The sequence below is a fragment of the Streptacidiphilus cavernicola genome (assembly GCF_042510955.1).
In the GTDB taxonomy this organism is placed as follows: Bacteria; Actinomycetota; Actinomycetes; order Streptomycetales; family Streptomycetaceae; genus Streptacidiphilus; species Streptacidiphilus cavernicola.
In genome coordinates, this window is the sequence record NZ_JBHFAB010000002.1 from 381,590 (window position 1) to 399,606 (window position 18,017).

Genomic DNA, 18,017 nt, shown 5'->3' on the forward strand with positions numbered 1-18,017 from the left:
CGGCTCAGCGGGCGTCCGCCAGCAGTCGGGCGCTGCGGACCGTGGCGCCGATCCGCGCCCCGGGACCCTGCCGGTACAGGAACCACTCGGTGCCCAGGCACAGCGTGCGCAACTGCGGCTCCTCGAACGCCGCGATCCGCGCGCCCCGCTCGAACTCCGACGCGTGCGCCCGCACCGCCTCCCACTTGACGTCCAGCCAGGGCCGGACGTCGACGGACGCGGCAACCCGGTCGTCGGGCGTGCAGGGCAGCGGGGACTCCAGGCCCAGCCCGGTCAGCGTCCGGACCAGTGACTCGGGGACGGTGGACAGCCACAGCGACTCCACCGCCCAGGCAGCCCCGGCCTGCGGCCACTGGTGCGGGCTGGCCGCGGCCTCGACCGCGGCCAGGACCGCGCGGTGCACCCGCACATGGTCCGGGTGCCCGAACATGCCGTTGGCGTCGTAGGTGGTGACGGCGGACGGGCGGAAGGAGCGGATCCGGGCCACCAGGTCGCCGACGACGTCGTCGAACGGGGCCTCGCAGAGGCTCCCCCGGCCCAGGCCGAGATGCCCCGAGTCGCGGTAGGGCAGCACCCCCGACTCGGCGACGCCGAGCAGCGCCAGCGACTGGCCCAGCTCCTTGACCCTGGTGCCCGCCCCGGCGAATGACGCGCCGTCAGGGAGCTCACCGTCGGTGCAGGTCAGAACGGCCGTGGGACGGCCTTCGGCAGCGTGTTGGGCGAGTACCCCGCCGGTCCACAACGCCTCGTCGTCGGGGTGGGCATGAATGGCCATCAGGCCCCGTGGTCGGTCCGTCATCACCCTCCCCTCGATCACACCCGCGAGCACCGGCTGCGGGCGCGCACCTCCAGCCTAACCAACCGCACCGACGGCGAGGGCCACGGATCACCGTAGTGCCCGGGATCCTATCGGCACCGCCCGTCACCAGCAGCCGGTGACCGTCGCGGCGAGGCCGTCGAGCCCCTGCCGGGCCCGGGTCGCCGGGACGTCGCCGTTCGTGACGAAGGCGAACGCCTTCCAGCGCCCGTCCTTCCCCAAGGTCACCCCGACCAGCGCGTCGGCGTCGTGCAGGCTGCCGGTCTTGGCGTGGACCTTCCCCGCCGCGCAGCTGCTCGGCCTGGTGCTGAAGCGGTGCATCCCGGCGGCGAGGGTACCGTCCCGTCCGGCCACCGGCAGCCCCGCGTACACCGGGCGCAGCCGCGCCGCGTACCGGGGGTCCACCGCGAGCGCGGCCAGGGCGACCAGCGCCGAGGCCGTCATCCGGTCGCTGCGCGACAACCCGCTGCCGTCGTAGATCCGCACCCCGGCGAGCGGAACCCGGTACCCGGCCAGGACGGAGCGGACGACCGCGCTCCCCTCCTTCCAGGTTGCCGCCTTGCCGCGGCCCAGCGCAGTGAGCCGCAGCAGCCCCTCGGCGGCGTTGTTGTCGCTGACCTTCAGCATGTGCTCGACGATCCGGGACAGCGGCGCCGAGGTGTGCGAGGCCAGCGCGACCGAGGCGTCGGGCGCCGTTCCCCGCTTGGGCGCACCGGACGACGGAAGCCGGACGCCCGCCGCGGCGAGCTGCTGGGCGAACAGCTTTCCGGCCGCGAGCGCGGTGTCGTTCACCCGGGCGCCGCCCAGCCCCAGCGCCCGGACCGGGGCGACCTCGAGCGGGTAGTAGCCGCGCTGCCAGCCGGGCGGGGTGGTCGCCGCGGTCGGGGCGGGGAACAGCGAATCGTCCACCCGGAGCGCGGTGACCTTGAGCCCGCGCTGCTTGAGCGCCTTCGCGGTGGCGGCGGCCAGCGTCTTCAGGCCGCCCGCGGTCAGCACCTGGTCGCCGCCGCCGACCAGGTAGAGCGTCCCGGCGTGGTAGCGGGTGCGGGTCTGCTCGGTGTGGCCGGGGCCGAGGACGGTCAGCGCCGCCTCCGCGGTGGCGAGCTTCTCGGCGGAGGCCGGCATCCGTCCCGTCCCGGCGGCGGAGGACCACACCGTGCGGCCGGAGCCGACGTCCACCACCGTGCCGACCCGCCCGCTGCCGAGCCCGGCCACGGGGAACCGGGCCTTCAGCCGGGCGGCATCGGTCCGGTCCGCGGCGGTCGCGCCACCGACGGCGCTCGCCCGCCCGGCCGTCATGGTGACGGCCGGAACCAGGACGAGCGCGGCGACGAGGAGGGTGCGGCCGAGCCGGGTCCGACCCCGGGCTCGGGCCGGGGTCGGGGCCTGTGCCCGGACGGGGACCCCGACCGCTCGCTGCTCAGATGTTCCTATCGTCATCCAAGAAGCATGACAGTGCGTCAGTTTCCCTGGGGGTCAACCCGCTCGATCTCCCCGACGATCCACTCACACAGCTCATGCGTCAGCAGCGCGTCCGCGGCCGAGATCGTCCGCCCCTTGCCCAGGGCGTCGAGGAACTGGAGGCAGGCCTGCTCGATCCCGCGCTGCCGGGCGACCGGCACCCAGTCGCCGCGGCGGCGCAGCGTGGGCTGGCCCCGGTGGTCCAGCACCTCGGCCAGATTGACCACCTGGCGCTTGGAGTTCCGCCCGGAGACCTCCAGCACCTCCTCGACCGAGCCGCTGACCCGGTTCATGATGCCGAGCGCGGTGAACCCGTCCCCGGAGAGTTCCAGCACCAGGTGCTCGACCAGCCCCTGGTGCACTCGCGATCGCAGCTGACGGTGTGTGATCTCCCCCGGCACGAGGAACCGCAGGGTGTCGACGACATGGATGAAGTCGTCGAACACCAGGGTGCGCGCGGCCTCGGCCAGGCCCTCCCTATTCTTCTGCATCACGATCAGGTCGCGCGGACGTTCGAGGCACTGGGCGTAGCCGGGCGCGAGGCGCCGGTTGAAGCCGACCATCAGTGAACGCTCACTCACCTCCGCCAGCTCGACCAGTCGGCGGGCCCCCTCCAGGGTGTAGGCGAGGGGCTTGTCCACGTACACGTCGATGCCCGCCGTCAGCAGCCGCTCGACGATCGGGACGTGCTGGTCGGTGGCGGCGTGCACGAACGCGGCCCGGATGCCGCTGTCGATCAGCCCGGCGAGGTCGGTGAAGCGGGAAGCCGGACCGATCCGGTAGGCGTCGCCGAGACGGTCGAGCTTGGCGTGGTCACGGGTCATCAGCCGGAGGTCGAGATCGGGCAGGCCGGTGAGGACCGGCAGGTAGGCCTTCTGCGCGATGTCCCCGAGGCCGATGACCCCGACAGGGAGGGAAGCCGGGGCAGCGGGCTGGCTCATCTGGGATCTCCTGGCAGACTGACGATCAAGGGGCCCTCCACCCTACGCGGTCGGCTCAAGCAGCGCCCCCGCCGCCCTACCAGGAGGGGCGGCGACGGCTCCCCGCCGGGCGCCGACCGGTCACCCCGGCCCCGGCCCGGCCCCGGGCCGCCTCCGGCCCGCCTCCCGGGCCGCCTCCCGGGCCGCCTCCGGCCCGCCTCCCGCCGCGGCGGTCAGCGCCCGTGCCTGCGCGGTCAGCGGTCGTGCTTGCGCTCCCAGTCCCGGTGACTGACTCGGGCCAGTTCCCGGATCCCCTCCGCGGGGGTGGTGCCCCACTCGTTCTTGCCCAGACGGGACAGCGGGCGCAGCAGCTCGATCTCCGGGTGCCCGTCGACCAGCACGTCCTGGTGCACCGCGGCGTGCAGCACCTCGCCGAACACCACGGTCGAGTTGCCCAGGCAGAGCGTGCTGTGCAGCCTGCACTCCAGCGCGACCGGCGCCCCGGCCACCCGTGGCGGCTTGACCCGCAGCGCCGCCTCACGCTCGACCCCGGCCGCCTCGAACTCGTCCACCCCGTGCGGGAAGTCCGTAGCGGTGTCGTTGACCTGCCGGAGCATCGGCTCGGAGGCGAAGTTCACCACGAACTCCCCCGTCGCCTCGACGTTCACCAGGGTGTCCTTCCGCCCCACCGAGGTGAACTGGACGATCGGCGGGGCGGTGCAGGAAACCGTGAAGAACGAGTGCGGGGCGAGATTCGGCGTAAAGGTGTATGGCGAAACGGTGGAAACCCACGCAATGGGGCGTGGGACGACCACCGCCGTCAGCAGCCTGTAGAACGCCGCGTTGTCCATGGCCTGAGGGTCGAAGTCGATGCGCATGCCGACAGTATGCCGCGCCGCGACTGCACCCCTTATCACCAGGTCAGCGGCACAACCAAACCCCGGAGGTCCGCAGAGAGTGCCCGGTAACGCAAGGAGCCGAGTCACTGGAGCCGACACCGCATGTCCATACCCACCAGCGTCTGGGACGACTTCGAAGTGCCCGTCGAGGCCCGCAAGGGCCAGGTCACCCTCAACCTCCATGACCATCTCGTTGCATTCATCCCCCAGCGGCCGGGCGCGTACCTGCGCATCTCCTCTGACCGCTTCGGGTTGGAGGCGGGCGTGGACCGGCAGCAGGAGGACGCCGAGGACACCCGGCGCCGACTGCGCTGGCCCGAGTTCGCCAAGGTCTACAAAGAGAACGACACCTCGGCCTTCAAGAAGCGGAAGGTGCTCAGGGAGGACGGCTCCATCGACTGGATCGTGGTGCGGCCCGAGTTCCGCCAACTACTAGCAGACCTGGCCAGCGGGGTCATCGACGGCGTGATCTTCTACGACCTGGACCGGCTGGTACGGCGGCCTCGGGCACCGATGGCGGACAGATGTTCGGGCGTGGCATCGTCGCCGGGCGCACACCTGGCGATGGTTTCCCGTACAAGGTCAACACAGTCGCCTACCTGGCCGGTCGAGGTGAGGACACACGCCAGATTCCAGGTGGGCACCGCCAGCAGGGCCGGTTCACCCACCCCGTCCGCGAGCACGACACCGCGGTCAGCGACGACCCGCGCCAGGACGGGTTCCCCCACCCTGCGAAGCCACAGCTGGTGGAGCCCGTACAGGTCCAGCATCTCCCGGGTGACCTGCTGCACTTCCTTCTGCGCACCCGCTCGCCGGAGCGTTGCGTAGCCTTGCCGGAGGAGAGTGGGCAGCCGGTTTCCGACTTCGGCGTACCGGTCCTTCTCCTCAGTCTCGTAGACCCTCCAGGCATCGGCCACCCCCTCGCCGAAGCTGCCCGGGTCGAGGTCGTCTAAGCCGGCGGACAGCAGCGAGGTCGGCATAGAGAGTGCTGCCCGGATCGCTGGCACAGCCTCATGCTGATCGTGGGGTCCGGAGACCGCCCCACTGAACACGCCGCCGGTGAGGTCCGAGAGGTCCCGGACCTTGAGCGCCCGAGCGACATCAATGATCACGGAGAGACGGTCGATCGGCAGGAGGTCGTTCTCCACCTTGTAGGCCCAGTTGGCAGACTTGCCCACCAACTCGCCAAACGTCCTCTGCTTCATGCCGAGACGTTCGCGGTAGAACTTGATGCGCTTACCGATGGTGAAGTCTGCGTCGCCCTGCACGGCCGCCCCTCCTGCTGGAACTCGTCAGCCAGACCACGGCGATGCCCGTCCTGGGGTGGGCGAAACCGATCAGGCCACCGGAGTCTGTACCCCGAGCAGGGTCCGCAACCTCTCGACCACTTCGGGTGACCCGTCTCCGAGAACGGTGGTAATGCCCAGGGCCGCGGCTGGCGGGAGATTTTTGGGGTGATCGTCCACGAACACGCACTCGCCCGCAGGCAGGTCCAGGCGATCCAGGGTCAACCGGTAGATCGCCGGGTCAGGCTTCGCCAGACCTACCAGCTCCGACACCACCCGCACGTCGAAGAGGTTCCAGACCTCCACATGCTCGTACGGGTTGTATGGAGAAAGCCCGAAAGAGTTCGACAGAAGGGCCACCTTCAAGCCAGCTTCCCGTGCTGCCTTGGCAAGCTCGATCATCGCCCGCGCTGGCCGGACCTCGGCCCATGCCCGGCCCATCAGATTGTCCGGGGCGACCCCGAGCAGCGGGGCCGTGGCCTCATTCCACTGCACCTGATCCATACGGCCGATTTCCAGCTCGGTGTACAGCTGACGACCCTGGGGATGATCGTTCAGGGTCCTTCGCCAGGCATCGTCGTCCAGCCCTTCGGCTCGACACCAGGCAACCTGCGATTCGTGGATTCCTTCAGTCAGCACCCCTGCGAAGTCCAGGATCAGAGCGCCGTAGGGGGAGATTTCGGGTGCCACGTTGCCGTCCCTCTCAGAAATCAGTTGCCGGGCACGGACAACGCTACAGGTGGGGGAGCGCAGCACCCTTTTCCGGCTGACTGGCGTGCGCCGCGGCACCACCGCACCTGCCGGTTGGTCGCAGGTTGCGTCAACTCCGGCCTACCCTCGGCGGTGTGGGCGACGTGCCGACGGGGCGGCCAGGGGGTGGACGTGTTCGGCGATGAGGTTGACGACGTCGCCAGTTCGTTCGATGTGCCCGTGCACCAGGACAGCGGGGGCGTCGAGGACGATCAGGCGGTAGCGGTTCCACGGCGGTAATACCCAGGGTGTAGCAGACCACCGAGGAGGCGGCGCTGCCGCGGCCTTGGAACCAGATGTCCCGGTCGGCCGCGACCTGGCAGATGTCGTGGACGATCAAGAAATAGCCGGTCATCTCCATGCGTTCGATGACGTCCAGCTCGTGCCGAAGCTGGGTCCAGGCCGGGCGGGCGGCCCGGTCGCCGCGGTCGCCGTAGCGGCGGGCGCAGCCTTCCTCGGCCAGCTGCCGCAGCCAAGATGCCTCGGTGTGGCCCGGTGGGACGGGGAATCCCGGCAAGTCGGGATGGAGGTCGGCCAAGTCGCACACGCTGGAGCGCGCCAAGGCGGTGGTGGTCTCCATTACCCCTGGGTAGCGGGTGAGCAGGGCGGCCATCTCAGTGCCGGAGCGCAGGTGGGCGGTGGGTGCGGGCATCAGGTGCCCGGCGGCCGTCGCCAGGTCTTGGCGGCGGCGCAGGGCTGCCAGGGCCTGAGCCAGGCGGGCCTGAGCGGGGGCGGCGTAGTGGACCGCCCCGGTGGCCACCACGGGGGTGCCGACTCTGCGGGCGGCGACGTACTGCACGTCGTTGCGCACTGACTCCGCGGGCAGGTGGTGGTGGACCAACTCGGCGTACACGCTGCCCGGACCGAAGACCTCACCCAGGGCGCGCAGGTGGCTTATGGCCGCGGCGAGGTCCGGTTCGGCACCGGCATGTTCGGCAGAGGGGCAGCCGGTCAGCACGGCCCAGTGCCCGGCCCGGGCGGCCGAGGCGAGTTCGTCGAGGTCGTAGACCGGGTTGCCCTTGGACCCGGCCAACTGCGCGGAGCTGATCGCCGCGGACAGCAACCTGAAGCCGGCCAGGGTACGGGCCAGGACCACCGGGGTCCCCAGACCGCTGTCCGCGGGCAGGGACAGCTCCGCCCCGAAGACTGTGCCGATTCCGGCCGCGCGGGCGGACTCGGCCAGCCGCCTCGCCCCGTACAGCCCGTCGCGGTCGGTCAGACCCAGGACTGAGATGCCGAGTCGGGTGGCCTCCGCCACCAGTTGGTGCGGATCGCTGCTGCCTTGAAGGAAGGAGAAGACGGAGTGCACATGGAGTTCGGTCCACTCCACCGGCTCCGCAGCCGGGTCCGGTCCTGGTGGTGGTGCCAGGTGGAGGCGGCGGCCCGGACGGGGTTCACCCATAGTGGGCCTCCGCCCACCAGCGCCCGTCCTGGACCAGCACCAGCCACGCCCTCCCGGCCGCGGTGGTGACCTGCACCCGGGCGACCCTCCTGGTCGTGTCCCTGTCCCACCAGCCCTCCAGGACCGGCCATGGACCCGCCCACCCAGTCACCACCGCACCTTCGAACCCCTGCACCCCCAGCCGTATCGGTGGCGCCGACAGCACTACCCGGCCCGAGACCCGCACACTGCGTCCAGCAGCGTCGAGCAGTTGGGCTGCGAGCGGGGTCTCGAACACCGTCGCCGGGTGCGGGGCTGGCAGACGGCCGGGCCAGGGCCCCTCCGGGAGGCGGCGGGCGGGCACGTCGCCGAACGGGATCCGGGTCACCCGCTCCCCCGGTCCACGCCCGCCGCCTACCTGCTGGCGCACCACCGCGTGGTGTCCCAGCAGCGCTTGGACCCGGGCGGCGGCCCGCTCCAATTCCACTGGACTGGACTGCCCGCCGAACAGCGCGGTCTGGGTGCCGATCGCAGCGCTCAGGCCAGCGGGGCGCAGGACCAGAGCGGTGACCCCGGCCGCGGGGGTGGCGGTGTCCAGGTCGCCGCCCTCGGCCCAGGCCCGCACCTGCCCGCGGACCCGCTCCGCCAGGGCCAGGGCCGACAGTCGGCCCTCGTGCCGCCACAGCCGGGTCAGACTGCGCTGATCAGCCAGGTCGACCCGCACCTCGACCCGGGCACACACCAGCCCGCTCGCCTCCAACTGCCCGTGCAGCCGGTCGGCCAGCCCCAGCGCGCCGAACACCAACGCGTCCACCCTCGTCTCGGGCTCCTCGAACTCCACCGCGACCTGGTGCTCCTCGGTGCCGCGGGCGCTGATGGGGCGGACCTCCAGGCCCAGGGCTGTGCATTGGGCCGACACACCCTGGCTGCCGAACCGGGCCTGGATCCGGCTGGCCGGCAGCGCGGCCAGGTCTCCCAGGGTGGCGATGCCCACCTGCATCAGCAGGTCGGTCAGCGTGCCGCGTCCCAGCACCGTGACCGGGAAGGGCGACAAGAAGGAGGCGGTGGCCCCGGCCGGGACCAGGACTCCGGAGGGGCGGCGGACGGCCAGCGCGGCGGCGAAGAGGGTCTCGGCGGCGCCGACCTGCGCGGGGTAACCCACCTCGGCCACCACCTGGACCAGGCGCTCGGCCGCCTGCGGCAGTCCGCCCCAGTACCGGGCCGGACCGCGGGCACCCATTGCAACCAGACCGGGCCGGAGCACCTCCAGCTGCGGTACCGCGTCGCGCTCCAGACGGCGCACCACCGGCTCGAACAACCGCACCTCCCGCTCAACATCACGGTCGACCAGCAGCAGATCCGAGCACCGCGACTGAGCCACCCGCACCCGCATCCGCCGCCGAACACCGCGGGCGCGGGCACTCGCCGAGCACGCCACCACCAGACCACCAGCCACAACGGCCACCGGCACCTCGGCAGGGCGTCCAACGGACAGGACGGGCCAGTCGGGCACCCAACAACACAAGATCATGATCGTTTCACCCGACGCCGGACAGATCCCCGGCAACCGGCTCGACCAACAGGCTTCCCGCAGCGGAGACGGGAACCGGAGCGCCGTTCGGTCCCGGCAGCCACATCGCCGCGGACCGCCCAGCCGCCGACTGACCGCGGCCGGTGGCCGCCACGGTCACCCGTCGCCGGCTCAGCACACCATGACCTGCACCGACACCCTCCCAAGCGGACTTGGTCACGCGCAGCCGGGTATGCGCACCGGGCCACGGACCGGCCACCAGCAGCACCGAGCCGGTACGCCGCTGGAGGGCGGCGAGCCTGCGCGCGGTCCGGTCGGCCAGCCGGCCCAAGGGGCCCAGCAGGACCAGCGGGACAGCCTCCAGCAGCACCCCCAGGACTTGCGGCCAGTCCCGGCCCGGGTGGGGCACCCATAGCCCCGACCGCAGGTCCAGGCCGGAATCGGCGGCGGCCAGCGCCCCCAGGTGCGGCAGGCCCACTACGGCCCAGGGATCCTCCGCCGCACCCCCAGCGGCCAGCGCCAGCAGCAGCGGTAGGTCGGCATCGTCCACGCTGACCACGGTTCCCGCCCGCAACACCCCGGAGGGCAGCAACGGGCGCAAAGCGGGCGCCACCGGACGATCTCCGTCCATACCCGCCTCAGCTACCCCTACCGCCACTGACCGCACATCGCTCACCTTGCGATCATCGAACAGTAGTTCGATGATCGCAAGGCGACGACTCGCGCTCTGACCAGCGAGGATCCCAACCACCCTGCCGTGAAAGCGATTTGCTCCCGCAGGGCGCCTAAGGGCAGCCACGGAGTCCGACCAGCGTCGCCCGGGCCCAGGCAGTCCAAGCCCGGCAGGGCCGGCTCCGGACCGCCGGCCACGGCCGCAACGAGATCCGCCGGATCAAGGTCGCCACGGTAGGGACCAGTGCGGCCCCCGTCGGGATACCGTCGACGGGGGCCGCACGCACTCTGCTATAGGGAGCTTCGGGGAAGTCCCCCTGCTACACCCGATCTAGCGACCATTGAGCGTCAGCCGGAACTACCGAACGTGCCTGACGTGCCTCGATGACCCGTAGATATCAGTGAGGCACATACTGAACTTGGATGGGTGTTGTCGGGCGAACGAACGGTGAGCGCGTTGGTGCCCCGACCCGCTCGGTGGGCGGGTGTCGCGGCAAGATAACCAGATGACCGAGAGCGAAGCGGATCTGTTGGCATTGCTGCGTGAGCTCGATGATCCGCAGTGGCTGGAGTGGCCGCAGAACTACGACCGTGGCGAGAGCGCCGTCCGGATCGGCGGTCTTGTTGCCCGACTCGAAGGTGATTTCGCAACTCGCTGTTCGGCTGAGCGGGACACTCAGGACTCCAGCGAGTACGGACGTGTCGTCGTGCCTGGGGACGCGACTGTGTGCGGGACCCGGATCGTTGTCTGTGTAAGCAAGTTCGGCTCACTGGCTCTGGTGTGCGCGGACAACCCCGGCGCCTTCCTCGGCACCGAGAAGGCGCAGGCTGAGGGCGAGTTGGACGGCGCTGACCTGGCCAAGGTCAACCGGGCGCTGGTCGAACTCGACTACGTTGTGGTCGCCGATGAGCTGTTGGAGAGCGACTACGACGGGCCGAGCCGACTGCCCTGGCACGTTCAGCGGCCCAGCTGGTGGCATCGCTTCTTCGGCAGTTTCTGACGATCACTCCGACAGGGTCAGGCCGGTACCCGCGAAGCAGCCGTCGATGACCTCCGGCCGGTTGGTCACCCGGTGGGCTTCATTCCGGGACCTGCTCCCCGCTCCGCAGGTACGGTCGCTGCGCTGTGCACAGAAGTCCCCGCCGATCACTGACGTTGAAAGTGCGATGGCGTGCGCTGGCGTCATCGGGGTTCGATGATCAGTCCGGTCTCGCTGGCCGTGAACAACGTCCGCAACGACGGCTCGTAGCTCCTGGACGACGTCCCCGACCCGCCCTGAGCGTCGGCTGCGGACAGCCGCAGCCGGCTGCACCATTCGTGGCTAAACGGACAACCTCCATTGCTGTGAGGAGAAGGTTTCGTGTTCGTGTCAGCCTCGCGTGGTCAAGTTCCGTCCGCTCCCCGGGGAGAATTCTGTACAGGTGCCGCGAATCCAGCGCCTGGTTTGTCAAATCTTCGCCATGGCCGCCTGCCGGTGCGTAGCAAACCAGGTGAACCTCTGCGGTCGGAGCACTAGCCTTGCGTCGTTGCTGCGTTCAGTCAGCAGCCTTATTTTCAAGGGGGGTTGCGATGCTCCGACCAGGCCGCGTCATATCCGTGACGCTGGCGACCTCGGCCTTGCTGGTCTCCGGTACGGCCGCCGCGCACGCGGACAGTCCGACCGATTCCTCATCCGTTCTCTATGTCGACGGTTCGAACACGAGCTGCACCGACACCGGCGCGGGCGCGGGCGGTGCCGCCACGCCCTTCTGCACCATCCAGCCCGCGGCCGACGCCGCCGTGCCCGGCGACACCGTGGAGATCTCCAAAGGCGCCTACCGCAACGCGCTGGACATCACCTCCACCGGCAGCGCCGCGGCGTCCATCGTCTTCCAGGCGGTCGGGGGGCTGGCCTCGATCGTCGACGGCACGGGACAGACCGGCCCCGCCCTGACCGTCGACGGCGCCTCCTACGTCACCTTCGAAGGCTTCGAGGGCGTCGGCTCGACCCACTCCCAGGAACTGGGTGTGAGCGGGGTGCAGATCACGGCCTCCGACCACATCACGCTCGACGGCGCCGCAGTCGTCGGCGCGTCGAACTCCACGTCCGGCGCCGTGCACGTGACCGGGGGGTCGAGCCACATCACGGTGAGCCGAAGCATCATGACCGGAGCCACCAACGGCGGCATCCTCGTCGACGGGGGCGGCTCCGGGGATGTGTTCTCGACGAACTCGATCCAGGCGAACGCGTTCGGGATCTCGGTCAACGGCGCAACCGGAACCGCCATCACCTCGAACAGCCTCTACGCTCAGAACGCCGACGAGGACCCGATCAGTCTCGCCTCCGGCGCCACCGGAGCGACGATCGAGAACAACATCGTCTCCGGCCTGTCCGGCACCGCATCGACGACCACGTCGTCGATCGCCGTGGCCGCCGACTCGCGCTCCGGCACCGTCCTCGACTACAACCTCGTCTACCCAGGCAACTGGGACGACGTGGGCGTGATGCAGAACGCTTACTCGTGGGGCGGGGCGACCTACTCCAGCGCTTCGGCGTTGTTCCAGGCCACCGGGCAGGGACAGCACGACCTCAACACCGATCCGGAGACCTTGAGCAATCTCTCCGTGAAAGCCTTCGCGGTCCCGCAGTGGAACTCGGCGAACGGTTCCGCTCCCGGGATGCTCCCCACCGACCTGTACGGCGATCTGTGCACCGGAAACCCCCTTCTCGCCGTCACCGGCAGCGGGACGCCCGCCTACTGCGCGCGCGGCGCCTTCCAGCCGAACTACACCGTCACCTATGGGCATCTGCCCCCCGAGGCCATCGGCGCGCGCGGCATCAACCTTGGCAACTACCTGGGCGAGACGTTGACCGACGGGACCGATCCCGGCATCGTGTCCAGTGGGCCGACGCCCGCGGTGTCTTACACCATCAGCTGGGGCGACGGCCTCTCACAGAACGTTCCGGCCTCGAGCGCCTACGGCAGCACGGTGACGCTTCACACCTACGCGGAGCCCGGCACCTACACGATCACCCAGACCGCGCACCTGACCATCGGCGGGAGCATGAGCACCACGACTTCGTTCACCACGGTCGGGTCCGACTACATACCGCTCAATCCGGTCCGGCTGCTTGACACGCGTAAGGGCATCGGGGCGCCGGTGGCGAAGGTGCCCGCGGGCAAGAACGTGACGGTCAAGATCGCCGGGCTCGATGGCATCCCGGCGGACGCCACCGCCGCGGCTGTGAACCTGACGGTCGCCGACGACACCGGCAACGGCTACCTCGCCGCGGCCCCGGGCGGGAACAGCACCTCGACCTCGAACGTGAACTACACCGCCGGCCGGGTGGTGGCGAACAGCGCGATCGTGCCGTTGAAGAACGGGTCAATCACGATCTACAACAAGGGCACCGGTTCCACCGACATGATCGCGGACATCTCCGGCTACTTCGCGCAGAGCGCGGGCGACGGATACGCGGACGCGACCCTCAAGCGAATCCTCGACACCCGCAAGGGCATCGGCGCGCCGGTGGCGCAGGTCGCTGCGACCACCGGTATCCCGGTCACCGTGGCCGGGGTCGACGCGATCCCGTCCGGGGTGACCGCCGTGGCAGTGCACGTCACCGTCGCCGACACCACCGGGAGCGGCTGGATCGCGGCCGAGGCGAACGGCGCCGGCACCCCAGGCACCTCGATCCTCGACTACGGCAAGGGCCAGGTCGCCTCCAACACCGTCATCGTCCCCGTGGCGTCCGACGGCAAGATCGAACTCTACAACGGCGGCGGCCACACGCCGGTCGACCTGCTCGCCGACGTCTCCGGCTACTTCACCGCCACCGCACCCGGCGCCTACGTGCCCATCGCCCCGACGCGCGTGTGGGACACACGACTGCTCGGCTGGACGATCCCGGCCGGCGGGACCGATCGGGCGTTCCTGGAGGGCGACAACGGCGACGCCCCCCAGAGCCCGTTCCCGGCGAACGCGACTCTGGTCCTCAACACCACGGTCACGAACACCAAGGGCACCGGATACCTGACCGTCTACCCCTACGGGACGGACGGCTCCGGCCGGCCCACCGTCTCCAACCTCAACTTCAACACCTGGCAGACGATCGCGAACCTGGCGATCCTGCCGACCTCCTATACCCATCAGGAGGTCGCCGTCTTTAACGGCTCGACCGGGACCGCCGACGTCGTCTTCGACGTGTTCGGGTACTACGCGAACAACTGAGCGTGCCGGTGGCCGCCGTACACGGCGGCCGACCACGCTGGAAGCGGGGCCGCGCCACCCTCCCAGGGCGGTGCGGCCCTCGCCGTCTCAACGCTCACAGCCGCTGCTGCAGCGAGCGGGGGCGGGTTTCGGTCTTGCCGGGTCGGCCCGGAGTTCCGGATCTGCGGTCCACAGCCGACCCCGGCACCTCTCAGAGGGCGTCGAGGTAGGTCAGGACTGCCAGGACCCGCCGCTGGTCCCCCTCGCTGGTGGGCAGCCTGAGCTCAACGAGGATGCTGCGCACTGTGACGCTCACGGTGCGGACGTCGCGCAGCACGCGGGTCATCGCACTGGTTCCCCGTGGGGCAGCGGGGACCAGGCAAGTGCCTGACGCCAGCCAGGCCGCCCGCGGGCCCAGTCCTGAAGCACCTCGGCAACGGGATCCATGGCGAACACCTCGTGCGTGCGTGGCGCATGAGCATAAAAGTGCCTGTCCGGGCCACCGTCGCGGTATTCGACCTGGCAGCTGAGATCATCGTTGAGATAGCCCTGCATATAGTGCTGACCCGCCGGTTCGAGGTCGAGTCGCTCGACCACGACCAACCGCCAGGTCAAGCTCATGTCGGCCAGTAGGTCGTGTAGCTGATCGTCGGACGGGTCGTCCCACGACGTCCCGTCCCATTCGATCGCCCGCAGCGCCGGTGCCGTCATGAGGGCGACTGTACGGGTCTGACATCGGCAGGCTGAGTGCCGCTTATGAAACACGGCCTAGTAGCAATACCGGTGATTTAGGTGCTTTTCCGGTGAATGGGGTTGGGTCTGGTTGGGTCGACGAGTTGGACGGTGGGAGCGTGTGGCGGGGGTGGGTTGCCGTGATGGGCGCGTTTGAGTGGCCAGTTCGACATTTTGCGTTTCACCACGCGGGGGTTGGAGCGCAACCGCCTTGTGGGCAGCAGTCGTTCGGTGATCTCACGCAGGCTTCGGGCGGTGGATCGGGTGAGTCGGGAGGGGGGAAAGTGCCGCCTGCCCGGTGACGTGGCGGCGGACGATGCGAAGGGTTCGGGTGAAGGAGAGCCGGTCGGGGTCGTGTCCGGTTTGCAGGGCGGCTTGGTGCATCAGGTCGCGTAGGGCGTGGTGGACCAGCAGGAACGCGAAGAGTTCCTGCTCGACCCCGGCGGGGTGCTGGGAGCGCAGTACGAGTCCGGGTCTGCCCTGGTGGTTCTTGAGTTCGTCCAGTGTGGTCTCGATCTCCCACCGTTCGGCGTAGAGGGCGGCGAGTTCGTGGGCCGGGGCCTGGGCGGGATCCAGGATGCTGGTGATCAGGCGGTAGACGGTTCCGTCGCTGCCGCGTGGGCCCAGGGCGTACTCGATGACCCGTACCCGCTCGGTGTCCGCCCGCCGGTGCCTGTCCCTGGTGGCGACGATCTCCGAGAGGTAGGAGCCGTCGTCGAAGGTGTCCAGGACCGGCAGCACGCACACGCTTCTGATGCGCCACAGCAGGGCTGCCCCGCCGGCCCTGGCGGCCCGCCACAGGTCCACGCCGCAAAAGCCCCGGTCGGCGAGCATCAGCATGTCCAGTTCCAGTGCCGGGAACAGCCGCTGGGCCAGCACGGTCTCGTGCGTGGACAACGGGCCGATGTCGGCCGCGAAGACCGCGTGGGTGCCGCACTCGACCAGGGCCGCCACCCTGGCCTGGGGGTACGCGCTCCTTCCTTGGCCGCGGCTGGTGGCCGGGCGCCCGAACAGCTCCGCGTTCGCGGCCGTGTCGGGAATGTCGAACACTGTGCCGTCCACTGCGACCAGCCGCCAGTGGCGGTACCAGGCGCCCCGGGTCCCCGCGGTTGCCACCGGCCGACAGACCCGGCCGAACAGCATGCGTAAGGGCTCGGGCCCCAGTCGCAGACGGGCCCGGCCGATCGCCGCGCTCGTCGGCACCCGCCAGGCCCCGGCCCACCGGCCCTCCCGCTCCAGCCCCTGCACGAGAAGCCGGGCCACTTCCTCATAGCCCTGACCGAAGAACAGGCACATCGCGAGCACGAAGTACACCACCACCCGCGCGGGCAGCAGCCGACTGCGCCGCTCGACCCGCCCGCAATCGGCGACGACCTCGTCAATCAACTCCGGCGGGAACGCACGCGTCAGCACCCCCAACGCGATCCGGTCAGAGAACCGATCGTCCGCCCGCGACTTCACCTGTCCAGGTCTTGGCACACCCAGCACAACGACCGAACCACACCAACGTCACCGGTATTGGGCCTAGTAGGACCCGGCAACCATGGCGTGCTGCCCACGATTGTTGCCTTCTGGGCAGCGGCTGGGGCCGGTTGTGACCGTCTCGGTCACAACCACCGCCCCCAGGGGGTCGTTTGCCGCTACGCCGCAGGCGACGGGTCGGTCGTCAGGCGCAGGGGCTGCCCCTCGCTGTCGTAGGCGCTGCCCATGAGCAGGGTGCGCGCAGCGGCGAGGTCGGGGGCGACGGTGAAGGCGGACTCGGTTCCGCTGAGCTGGAACAGCCGGTGGACCTGCTCGGGAATCGGGCCGGCCAGCACCAGGTGATTGATCGTCCGGCGGGCTTTGAGTAGAAGGTTCACCAGCGCGCAGTCGGCGAAGCCGATACCGCTGAGGTCCACGATCGCCCGCGAGGCGGGGAACGCCGCCAGCGCGTCGGCGACCGTGTGGGCGGAGTCGCAGTCCACGTCGCCGGACACCCGGACCACCAGCGTCCAGGCCTGTTCCACCATGCACTCGACCGTGGTCGACCCCGCCGACGGGACGGCTACGCACCGGCGAGCCCGGGTCCGGGCGCAGGGCAAGAGCACCAGGTGGACGGGTCAGCGCTGGATGGTGACCCAGCCGTCCGGGTCGCGGCGACGGATCTCGACGATGAGGAGCGATCCGCCGCTGCGGCGCTCCATCTCATCGGCGGCGGCTCGGGCGACTGTGTCGCACGAGGGGTGGACACCGATCAACTGGGCTGCGAACAGGCCGTCCATGCCGTAGAACCTGTACGTCCCGACGCCGTCGGCGTGGGGACAGGCGTCCTCGCCGGGCATCCGTCCTCCCGCAGCCGTGGACCGGGCGTCCTGGACATCGTAGCCACGCTCTCACGACGCCAGGCTGGTCCGGCTGCGGCGAACGGTCACGACGCCCGCAGAAGCACTGCCGGTCCCCCGGGACGTGCCCGCAGGTCACACGTTGGGTCCGTAGTAGGTGCCCAGGGCATCACGGTAGGCGGCGTCCGGTCCGCCCATGACATCAGATTGGGATGCGTCCGGGCCTCCCATGACGTCGCGCGGCGGGGCACTGTGGTGGTGGTATTCGGGCGCGCCCTTGATCTGGGCCTTGCTCCGGCCCACGCGGATGGTCTCGTCCTTCGCATCGATGCCGGTGACGAGGCCAGCGGGCAGAAGGACGTGCTTGCCGATCAGCCACGGCTTGCAGTTGACCACGAGGTGGGCGGTGCCGACCTCGTAGGTGGCCTCGTCGACCTTGCCGATGGGCCCGTCGGTGGCCTCCACCGTGTAGCCGGTCAGGTCAGTGCCCTCGGTGTAGTGCGCCGGGTCGTAGCCCCAGATTTCCTCGGTCACGGATGCTCTCCTTTTCGGGTCGATCGGGTGTGGTGGGATCAGGTGCGCAGGTAGCCGTTGGTGCCGTCGGCGTCCTTGTCCCATCCGATCCTGAGTCCTGTTGGCGGACGCGGCACGCGGGACGCCGGGGGGCAGGATGGGACGGTCATCCGTTTGGCCCAGGATGTGACGTCCTGGGCAGGGAGAGGTGCCGGTCAGTCGACGGGCCGGAGCACGTCAGGGACCACGAACCGGGCCAGGGAGTGTGCCCAGCGATCACGGAGCGGGATCAGCCTGCGTCTGTCCGCCGGCGTCACCGGGGGCTGGGGTGTCTGGCGTGCGGCCAGCGCGCCTGCGGTGGCGAAGGCCATGGCGACGGCGGCATCGGTGAGCGCTGTCCGGCGCCTGGGCGGATCAGCCAGGGCGAGAGCGATCATGCTTGCGGCGTGCAGCAGGTCGACTTCGACGCCGAGGGCGAGGACGGCCGCTGTGGGCGCGCGCGGACAGCGCGGCCTGCATCAGATGGCGTCCGCCCAGCACGC

The 18,017-nt window shown here is 70.2% G+C and carries 18 protein-coding genes and 1 pseudogene; 3 read left to right on the top strand and 16 right to left on the bottom strand.

Annotation, left to right across the window (positions count from 1 at the left end; genetic code table 11):
- Positions 1 to 4: 4 nt before the first annotated feature.
- The 4 genes from ACEZDE_RS03935 to ACEZDE_RS03950 form a co-directional block, all read right to left on the bottom strand.
- The gene (locus ACEZDE_RS03935) at positions 5 to 799 is read right to left on the bottom strand and encodes a PIG-L deacetylase family protein (protein ID WP_380532117.1); all 795 of its coding nucleotides are present in this window, start codon (positions 797 to 799) and stop codon (positions 5 to 7) included.
- A 123-nt stretch (positions 800 to 922) separates the two neighbouring features.
- Positions 923 to 2,257, bottom strand: a complete 1,335-nt coding sequence (gene dacB, locus ACEZDE_RS03940) for a D-alanyl-D-alanine carboxypeptidase/D-alanyl-D-alanine endopeptidase (protein WP_380532119.1) — start codon at positions 2,255 to 2,257, stop codon at positions 923 to 925.
- Between the two features lie 20 nt (positions 2,258 to 2,277).
- The gene (locus tag ACEZDE_RS03945) at positions 2,278 to 3,219 is read right to left on the bottom strand and encodes a Gfo/Idh/MocA family protein (protein WP_380532121.1); all 942 of its coding nucleotides are present in this window, start codon (positions 3,217 to 3,219) and stop codon (positions 2,278 to 2,280) included.
- Between the two features lie 233 nt (positions 3,220 to 3,452).
- Positions 3,453 to 4,076 (bottom strand): flavin reductase family protein, encoded by a 624-nt coding sequence (locus ACEZDE_RS03950; protein ID WP_380532123.1) that lies wholly within the window; start codon positions 4,074 to 4,076, stop codon positions 3,453 to 3,455.
- A gap of 123 nt (positions 4,077 to 4,199) precedes the next feature.
- On the opposite strand from ACEZDE_RS03950, the pseudogene ACEZDE_RS03955 reads away from it, so the two are divergent.
- Positions 4,200 to 4,544: pseudogene (locus tag ACEZDE_RS03955) on the top strand (hypothetical protein); the annotation flags it as partial.
- A 26-nt stretch (positions 4,545 to 4,570) separates the two neighbouring features.
- Here the strand turns inward: ACEZDE_RS03955 and ACEZDE_RS03960 are convergent.
- The 5 genes from ACEZDE_RS03960 to ACEZDE_RS03980 all read right to left on the bottom strand — a co-directional run bounded on the left by ACEZDE_RS03960 (position 4,571) and on the right by ACEZDE_RS03980 (position 9,595).
- Positions 4,571 to 5,365 carry a helix-turn-helix domain-containing protein gene (locus tag ACEZDE_RS03960; RefSeq protein WP_380532371.1) on the bottom strand — a complete coding sequence of 265 codons (795 nt, stop codon included), beginning with the start codon at positions 5,363 to 5,365 and terminating at the stop codon, positions 4,571 to 4,573.
- A gap of 69 nt (positions 5,366 to 5,434) precedes the next feature.
- Entirely contained in the window at positions 5,435 to 6,073 is a 639-nt protein-coding gene (locus ACEZDE_RS03965) for an HAD-IA family hydrolase (protein ID WP_380532125.1), read from the bottom strand.
- A gap of 130 nt (positions 6,074 to 6,203) precedes the next feature.
- Complete coding sequence (locus tag ACEZDE_RS03970; RefSeq protein ID WP_380532128.1) at positions 6,204 to 7,535, bottom strand: PHP domain-containing protein; 1,332 nt, start codon at positions 7,533 to 7,535, stop codon at positions 6,204 to 6,206.
- On the bottom strand, positions 7,528 to 9,045 hold the full coding sequence (locus ACEZDE_RS03975) for a DNA polymerase Y family protein (protein WP_380532131.1): 1,518 nt from the start codon (positions 9,043 to 9,045) through the stop codon (positions 7,528 to 7,530). Before ACEZDE_RS03975 ends, ACEZDE_RS03970 begins: the two co-directional genes overlap by 8 nt.
- Before the next feature lie 7 nt (positions 9,046 to 9,052).
- The gene (locus ACEZDE_RS03980; RefSeq protein ID WP_380532134.1) at positions 9,053 to 9,595 is read right to left on the bottom strand and encodes a hypothetical protein; all 543 of its coding nucleotides are present in this window, start codon (positions 9,593 to 9,595) and stop codon (positions 9,053 to 9,055) included.
- A 628-nt stretch (positions 9,596 to 10,223) separates the two neighbouring features.
- On the opposite strand from ACEZDE_RS03980, the gene ACEZDE_RS03985 reads away from it, so the two are divergent.
- Both ACEZDE_RS03985 and ACEZDE_RS03990 read left to right on the top strand, forming a co-directional pair.
- Positions 10,224 to 10,718 carry a hypothetical protein gene (locus ACEZDE_RS03985; protein ID WP_380532137.1) on the top strand — a complete coding sequence of 165 codons (495 nt, stop codon included), beginning with the start codon at positions 10,224 to 10,226 and terminating at the stop codon, positions 10,716 to 10,718.
- Between the two features lie 596 nt (positions 10,719 to 11,314).
- Positions 11,315 to 13,930: a right-handed parallel beta-helix repeat-containing protein gene (locus ACEZDE_RS03990; protein WP_380532140.1), complete on the top strand. Its 2,616-nt coding sequence runs from the start codon at positions 11,315 to 11,317 to the stop codon at positions 13,928 to 13,930.
- A 190-nt stretch (positions 13,931 to 14,120) separates the two neighbouring features.
- Here the strand turns inward: ACEZDE_RS03990 and ACEZDE_RS03995 are convergent, their stop codons facing one another.
- The 7 genes from ACEZDE_RS03995 to ACEZDE_RS04025 form a co-directional block, all read right to left on the bottom strand.
- Entirely contained in the window at positions 14,121 to 14,255 is a 135-nt protein-coding gene (locus ACEZDE_RS03995) for a hypothetical protein (protein WP_380532143.1), read from the bottom strand.
- Positions 14,252 to 14,620: a hypothetical protein gene (locus ACEZDE_RS04000; protein WP_380532146.1), complete on the bottom strand. Its 369-nt coding sequence runs from the start codon at positions 14,618 to 14,620 to the stop codon at positions 14,252 to 14,254. Before ACEZDE_RS04000 ends, ACEZDE_RS03995 begins: the two co-directional genes overlap by 4 nt.
- 258 nt (positions 14,621 to 14,878) lie before the next feature.
- Positions 14,879 to 16,129 (bottom strand): IS4 family transposase, encoded by a 1,251-nt coding sequence (locus ACEZDE_RS04005; protein ID WP_380532149.1) that lies wholly within the window; start codon positions 16,127 to 16,129, stop codon positions 14,879 to 14,881.
- 152 nt (positions 16,130 to 16,281) lie between these two features.
- Complete coding sequence (locus tag ACEZDE_RS04010; protein WP_380532152.1) at positions 16,282 to 16,650, bottom strand: STAS domain-containing protein; 369 nt, start codon at positions 16,648 to 16,650, stop codon at positions 16,282 to 16,284.
- A gap of 90 nt (positions 16,651 to 16,740) precedes the next feature.
- Positions 16,741 to 16,962: a hypothetical protein gene (locus ACEZDE_RS04015; RefSeq protein WP_380532155.1), complete on the bottom strand. Its 222-nt coding sequence runs from the start codon at positions 16,960 to 16,962 to the stop codon at positions 16,741 to 16,743.
- 135 nt (positions 16,963 to 17,097) lie between these two features.
- Positions 17,098 to 17,496 (bottom strand): PRC-barrel domain containing protein, encoded by a 399-nt coding sequence (locus tag ACEZDE_RS04020; protein ID WP_380532158.1) that lies wholly within the window; start codon positions 17,494 to 17,496, stop codon positions 17,098 to 17,100.
- 194 nt (positions 17,497 to 17,690) lie between these two features.
- Positions 17,691 to 17,912: a hypothetical protein gene (locus tag ACEZDE_RS04025; protein WP_380532162.1), complete on the bottom strand. Its 222-nt coding sequence runs from the start codon at positions 17,910 to 17,912 to the stop codon at positions 17,691 to 17,693.
- Positions 17,913 to 18,017 lie beyond the last annotated feature (105 nt).